The sequence below is a fragment of the Kribbella sp. NPDC048915 genome, from assembly GCF_040649595.1.
Taxonomy (GTDB): Bacteria; Actinomycetota; Actinomycetes; order Propionibacteriales; family Kribbellaceae; genus Kribbella.
This window is the reverse complement of record NZ_JBEZFT010000018.1, coordinates 94,048-100,746: the sequence shown is the minus strand read 5'-3', so window position 1 is coordinate 100,746 and position 6,699 is coordinate 94,048. Positions and strand designations below refer to the sequence as shown.

General features: G+C 68.6%; 5 protein-coding genes. 1 reads left to right on the top strand and 4 read right to left on the bottom strand.

Going from position 1 to position 6,699, the window contains the following annotated elements; translation table 11 throughout:
- The first annotated feature begins 438 nt into the window (after positions 1-438).
- Positions 439-2,082, top strand: coding sequence for a DUF222 domain-containing protein (locus tag AB0B82_RS12845; protein ID WP_360166068.1), 1,644 nt, complete (start codon positions 439-441; stop codon positions 2,080-2,082).
- 142 nt (positions 2,083-2,224) lie between these two features.
- On the opposite strand, the gene AB0B82_RS12840 is transcribed toward AB0B82_RS12845, so the two are convergent.
- Genes AB0B82_RS12840 through AB0B82_RS12825 form a run of 4 tightly spaced genes read right to left on the bottom strand, consistent with a single transcriptional unit; the run spans position 2,225 to position 6,695 of the window.
- The gene (locus AB0B82_RS12840) at positions 2,225-3,163 is read right to left on the bottom strand and encodes an aldo/keto reductase (RefSeq protein WP_360166059.1); all 939 of its coding nucleotides are present in this window, start codon (positions 3,161-3,163) and stop codon (positions 2,225-2,227) included.
- Between the two features lie 33 nt (positions 3,164-3,196).
- Positions 3,197-3,733 carry a CYTH domain-containing protein gene (locus AB0B82_RS12835; RefSeq protein WP_360166056.1) on the bottom strand — a complete coding sequence of 179 codons (537 nt, stop codon included), beginning with the start codon at positions 3,731-3,733 and terminating at the stop codon, positions 3,197-3,199.
- 8 nt (positions 3,734-3,741) lie between these two features.
- Entirely contained in the window at positions 3,742-4,893 is a 1,152-nt protein-coding gene (locus tag AB0B82_RS12830) for a DegT/DnrJ/EryC1/StrS family aminotransferase (protein ID WP_360166053.1), read from the bottom strand.
- Entirely contained in the window at positions 4,875-6,695 is a 1,821-nt protein-coding gene (locus AB0B82_RS12825; RefSeq protein ID WP_360166050.1) for a hypothetical protein, read from the bottom strand. The genes AB0B82_RS12830 and AB0B82_RS12825 overlap by 19 nt, the downstream gene beginning before the upstream one ends.
- Positions 6,696-6,699 lie beyond the last annotated feature (4 nt).

The window sequence follows — 6,699 nt, the reverse complement described above, 5'->3', positions numbered from 1 at the left end:
GGGCACTCACCGCGCAGACACGCAGTACGGGGGCACTGCTGCCGGACGGACACACGGGTCAGGAACCCACAACACGATGGGTGAACCCACCGCGCGGGGACAAGCGCGGTCGTCCAGCGCGGGCGCCCCCGACTCGGTCACCCCAGACCCACCCACGGATCAGGCACAAGAGCCATTAACCCTTCACGCCGCGCGCACCCCAGCCTCTTCGCCCCGCGCGGGCCTGACCGCTGCGAATCTTCCAGCTCCGGACCATTCGATCGAGATGTCGTTGCCAAGGGCATCGAGCGTGCGCCGTCCGTTGGCTGACCGCCCGTACCGCGGCGCGGCAAGTTGGCGTACCGGACACTCTGGATCGGGTTGCCTAAGAGGTGTGGGCTGTTGTGGGCCCACGAATTGTCAACGGAATAAGGGCTTCTGGATAAGAAATTGTCCGAGGTGCCGGGTAGCGTGTTGGGTATGGAACTTCTGGGCGAGCGACCGGCGTGGTCGATGAGCGGCGGCGAACTGCTGTCGACTCTCGACGCGCTGGAGGCTGAGATCGCTCGCCTGGAGTCGTACCGGCTGCGCGTGATCGATGCTGTGGAGACCACCGGGTATGCGACTGAGCTCGGCGCCCGTGACACGGCCGAGCTCATTCGCTTCCGATACCGGTTGGATTCCTCGACCGCCCACGCCACAGTGCGTCTGGCCCGCGCGCTCTCGAAGTACCCGGCTGTGTCAGCTGGTCTGGACGAGACCATCCACGGCGCGCCCACCGACGCCGACAGCGCCGGAGAAACCGACCAGCCCGCGGACGAATCGGACGACGCGGAGGAGTCGAGTAGTGGTATCGGATGGTCGTTGCGTCCTGCGCAAGCCGCCGCGATCGTCTCCGCGCTGGATCGCGTGCCGACGCACGTACCTGTCGCCGACCGCGACGCCGCCGAGCAGCAGCTGGTGAAACTCGCCGCCCATCTGTCCCCAGGTGAACTCCGCAGCGCCGGGAGGAAGGTCCGCGACATCCTCGACACCGACGGGCCGGAACCCGAAGAGCACAAGGCGTACGAGCGCGAGTCACTCATCCTGACGAACGCGGATCGCGGTGTGAAGTTCCGCGGGTACCTCGCCAACGAGAACGCCGAACTCCTGCGCTCCCTCATCCACGCCGGCGCTCGCCCCCACAAGACCATCGACGGCGAACACGACCCTCGATCCCGCGAAAAGCGCCAAGCCGACGCGCTGACCAATACCCTCAACGTCGCAGCTGCTGCGTACGACGCCAACCTCCCAACCTCGAAGCCACCCGCCAACCTCCCAACCTCGAAGCCACCCGCCACCCAATCGCCCACCGAGCCGACCGCGGGTACTCAGGACGACCCCTGGGCCGGGCATGCTGTTGGCGGGTCCTCTGGCGCGCTGGTTGACAGTCGCGGGCGGGTGCCGGGGTTTGGCGCGAAGGCTCACCTGACGGTGACGATCGACTTCGAAGATCTGAAGGCGGCTGTTGCGACGGGGATCGGGCAGACGGTGTACGGCGATGGGCTGTCGGCGGCAACCGTGCGTCGGTTGGCGTGCGATGCCAAGATCATCCCGCTCGTACTGGGGTCGAACTCAGAGCCACTCGACGTCGGACGCAGCGAACGCCTGGTGACCAAGCCGATGCGCTACGCCCTGAACCGTCGCGATCGCGGCTGCGTCGTCTGCGGAGCCCCGCCGATCATGTGCGAGGCGCATCACTTGGTCTCCTGGATCGACGGTGGCGAGACGAAGGGCTCGAATTTGGTCCTGCTCTGCCGTCGTCACCACAAAGACCTGCACGCGGGGCGCTGGCGCATCACCATCATCGGCAACGAGGTCCACGTCAGACGCCCCACCTGGGCCGAACCACCCGCACACCGCCGACGCCGCATCCGGGGCGACGGCAATATGTCGCCGGAGCCACCACCCCCGGATGCCTCAGCCACCACAACGCCGCCGGCCTCACCACCTGCGGATGACTCCGTCGTACCCATCACCCGACGGCCCCGATGGAAAGCGGACGAAGCCATGCTCCGCGAGGCAGACGCGTTCGCCGCCCTACCGGACACACCCGCCAGCTGAGCCAATCCGCGGGCACCTACAGGACGTTCGCGCCTGCCCGAAGCGCCCACCCGACGCCTCTCGGGCACTTCGATGGCGTACGGGCGAATTCGCCGCAGTGGCGTGGGTGTGGCCGGCGCTGCGGCGGGCGGGGTCGCTCTGGTCAGGCGTTGTTGAGGACTTCCAGTTCGTCCGCATCGAGGGTGGTGGAGGTGGCTTCTGCGGCTTGTTCCACTTGGGCGACCGTGCTGACGCCGACTATGGGAGTGAGGGCCGGGGTGTTGGACGTCAGCCAGGCGAGCACCACCTGGCCGGGGCGGAGACCGCGGGACTTGGCTACTTCGGTGAGCGCAGCCAGGCGGCGGTCGGTGCCGGGGTGGCGGTACTCGATCTGCAGGGGGCGGTCGGGGCGGTCGTAGCGGCCGAGGAGGGTGGCGGTGTAGACCCAGCCGTCGACGGTGGGGTCGCGCCGGAGGAAGTCGAGGCCGTCGGGGGAGAGCATGCCGGTGGGGATCGGCTGGCCTTCGACGGGCATGCCGCCGGCGGGCTGGAGGTAGGAGTAGCGCTGCTGGTAGGCGGTGGGTTCGGCGTGGCCGGCAAGGGCGGCGGTGGCGCGGATGCGTTCGAGGAGCCAGGACGGGTGGTTCGAGACGCCCCAGCGGGCGGTGAGGCCGTCGCTGACCAGGCCGCCGAACGTCGCGACCAGATCCTCCACCGGCACGGTCGGGTCTTCGACGTGTGCCCAGTACAGGTCGACGCGGTCCACGCCCAGGCGTTCCAGGCTCTGCGCCATCGAGGTACGGACGACATCGGCTCGGAGCCCCTCGAGGTGGTCGGGGAAGCCGCCGACCCGCGTGGGCTGGGCGCCGACCTTGGTGCTGAGGCGGATGCCTACGCCGGGGTTGGATGCCAGCCAGCGGCCGAGCAAGGCCTCGCTCTGGCCGCCGAAGCCGGTGTCGGAGGTCCAGAAGCTGTAGTTGTTGGAGGTGTCGATATACGTGCCGCCGAGTTCGGCGTACCGGTCGAGGATGCTGAAGGCGGTCCGTTCGTCCACCCTCGTGCCGAAGTACATCGCCCCGAGGGCCATCGTGGGTGTGTTCATGACCTCAGCGTCACGGCTGGAGCGCGCTCCAGGTCAACCCCCGAAGCGAAGGTCGGCGATGGCCCCGAGGTCGATGCCGTAGTGCGCGTACACCTTGGTGGTGTTCTCCGCGGTCAGTTGCGCGGCGGTGTACCCGAGGAGCGCCGCGACCTTCACGACGTGCGACGGCGAGTGGCCCTCGATCTCCAGGTACGGCGGGATCAGCGGCCATTGGTCGATCTCCAGGGCGGCGGCCTCGAGTTCGTAGCTGGACCGCCGATTCTCCTGGTACGACTTCGGCGAAAAGCCGAGCTGCCCGAGCAGAGCGTTGGTGGTGTCGAAGTCGTCGACGGTCACCTCGGTTTCGCTGGTGCCGTCGATACCGTCGTGCGCGATCTCCTTGACCGTCAGCGTCACCGACGTACCGGTGTCGCGCAGGCGGATCCAGCGGGACCGGTCGCCGGGCGCGATGTCGTACACGTACCGCCGCATCTGACGGTCGGCCACGTGCCGCCCGCCGAGAGCCAGGATCCGGTCCGCGACCTCAGCCGGGGAGATGTCCAGAACCTTGGCCTCGTACTCGATCGCCATCGCGCTCCTCAAGCATTGACTGCCTCAGTGATAGCAGTCGCCAGGGCGTGCGTCTGGGATTCGGTGCCGAGCAGGTACGGCTGCGGGAGCCAGATCGTGTCGGACGAGACCAGGTCGGCATGAGGACAGGCGGGTTCAGGGTACGGCTGGCCGAGGCGAGCGGTGATGGCCTGAGCTTCGCGCCGTACGGCGTCGTTGCGGTGCAAAGGTACGTACCCCGACGAAGCACGTGAGAACCCGGCGGCCGTGAGCGACTGCAGGACGGCCTCGCGGCGGCCCGGGAGCCGCAGCATGAAGAGGTGCCGGCCGTGCGCGGTGATCGCAGGATCGTCCGGCGCGAGCTGAAGACCGTCGACGCCGGACAGCAGCGAGGTCAGCAGTTGGGCGTTGCGTTCACGGACCTCCTGCTGCTGCGGATGCCGGCGTAGTTGCGCGCGCAGGATCGCCGCCTGGAACTCGGTCAGCCGCAGGTTGTACCCGACACTCTCGTGCTGGTACCAACCGCCGCCCGGCACGCGGCCGACGTTGACCAGCGAATACACGGCGCCGGCCAGCTCAGCGGAATCGGTGAGGACGGCGCCGCCTTCGCCGGCCGTGATGTTCTTGCTGCTCTGGAAGCTGAATGTGCCGAGGTCGCCGATCGCCCCGACCGGGCGGCCGTTGTACGCCGCACCGTGCGCCTGGGCCGCGTCCTCGATGACGGTCAGCCCGTGCCGCGCGCCCAAGGCGGTAAAGGCGTCCATGTCCGCCGGCCGCCCGGCGAGATGTACCACGATGACGGCCTTCGTCCGCGGAGTCACAGCAGCCTCGGTCGCGGCCGGGTCGAGCAGATGCGTGTCGGGGTCGACGTCGGCGAAGACCGGCACCGCACCGACGAACAACGCGGCGGAGGCGGTCGCGATGAACGTGTACGGCGGCACGATCACCTCGTCGCCGATGCCGACACCGGCGGCCCGCAACGCGACCGCGAGGGCGAGAGTGCCGTTGGCCAGGCAGACCGCGTGCGCAGCCTGCTGGTACTCGGCGAACTCCTGAGCGAACGTGGCGACGACGTCGCCGCTCGTGCTGCCCCACTTCCCCGAGTGCAGGACCTCGAGCAGCTCCTTCTCCTCGTCGTCACCGAACTCCGGCCACTGAGGCATCATGGCGTGATCACCCATCTGTTGTCTCCAGCAACAATGTCCGCGGTCAGCTCGACGAACGACCGTCCGAAACGGACCACGGCCCGCGCGGATCCACTGCCTTCCTTGACGAGCGGGTCGTTGCCGGCCGACGGTAGGGCGAGCAGGACCGCCGCGCCCGGCAGTGCCGACTCCGACCGAGCTCGTACGGCGACGCCGTCCGGATGCGGCTCGATCGACAAGGTGACGCCGCGACGCGCCCGCTCCCAGCTGTTGATCCGGCCGGCCGTCCACCACGGCATCCCGCGTCGGCGGGCCTCGGCGGCCAACTCGATACACGCGGTCCGAGTGGCCGGGCGAAGATTCAGGTGCGGCCCGTGGAACAGGAAGTGCGCGACGCCGTGCACCGCCTGCGCCCCGTCCAGGATGACGTCGCGTACGGCGGCGTGCCCGGCCCATGCGAGATCCTGCGTGTGCAACGGCAGATTCAGTACGTCGTAGAATCGGTTGCCCTCAGCAACAGGCGCCATCGGGAACGAGATCTGCGAGGCGCCGAAGGTGAACCCGACGGCACCCTGTTTGCTCGGCCCGCGTGACTCGTCGATCTGGATCCCGAGCCGCTCGCACCAGACGTAGAACTCGGTCCACCCTTCCCAGCGGGTGTAGTGGTTCTTGTTCGACACGATCTCGTCGACGCCGGTGACGGCCTGGGCCCACGCGTACTGCGCGCGGATGTACGGCCAGCCCCAGACTGCCAGGTCGGCGTCGCCCATCGCGTTGTAATGCAGGGCGTTCTCGTGGCCGGCCGCGGTGATCGCCTGGTACAGCGCGGGTGAGTAGCCGCCCGGAAAGACCTGGCACCAGGTGACCTCGACGCCGGCCTCGGCGAACGCGTCGAGAGCGGCCTGCCCGTCCTCTTCCTCGTTCTGGTCGGAGTCGTGCGACATGTGCGCGACCGCATCCACCCCCGACGGCCAGTACCAGAGCCAGGGCACTGAAGCGCCGACGTGCTCAGCCGCCCACCACAGGCTCTGCGCGAACAGCGAGCACCACCAATCGGCGTGCGGCTGGTCGAAGATCGGTACGGCGCTGGGCGGCGGGTACTCGTGGCGGTACGACGGATCGAGCGGCGGCTGCCCCGGCGGCATCGACCGGTCGTGCTCGAAGCTGAGCACCATCCCGTCCTCGCACTTGAGGATGCCGTCGTCGATCGGCGCCGTACCGTCCGCGGCGGGCTCCCCGTCTGCGGTGACCGGGTACCCCTGCTGGATGCGTACGACGGTCTGCCACAGGTCGACGCCGTACGTCAGGACGACACCGCGGCCCAACCGCCGAACGGTAATCGCCGCCGTATCAGAGCCCTGCCAGTGGGCCAGCACCTCGACCCCGCCGGCAAGCACATCGGTGTCAGCGGCCAGTGCGTCGACGTCAGCAGCCAGTTGAACACCACCGACCGCATGCAGCGCGACCGGCGGCACCGCCGACCACACCGGGCCGTCCGCCAAGACCACGTGATCTTCAGCGACAGCCGAGTCCGCGGTCACGCCGGTCAAGTCCGCCAGCGGACCAGGATCGCCGACGACGACTACAGCACCACCCTCGCGAACCCAAGCCTCGAGTCCGTCGAAGGACCCGGCATCAGGAGCCGTCGCGAAAACCAGCACGGAAACATCGGCGGGTGGAGTGGTCGCCTGAGCAGGGGAGAGCGTTCGGTAGGGCAACCGCAGATGGCCGAGCACTTCGGCCAGGTAGACCCACCAGGCGTCCTGACCCGCCTGGTGGGCCCGTTCGGTCGCCGTCCGGCTGTCCACCACTGCGACTGCGTGTTGGGGTTCTGGCACGCGA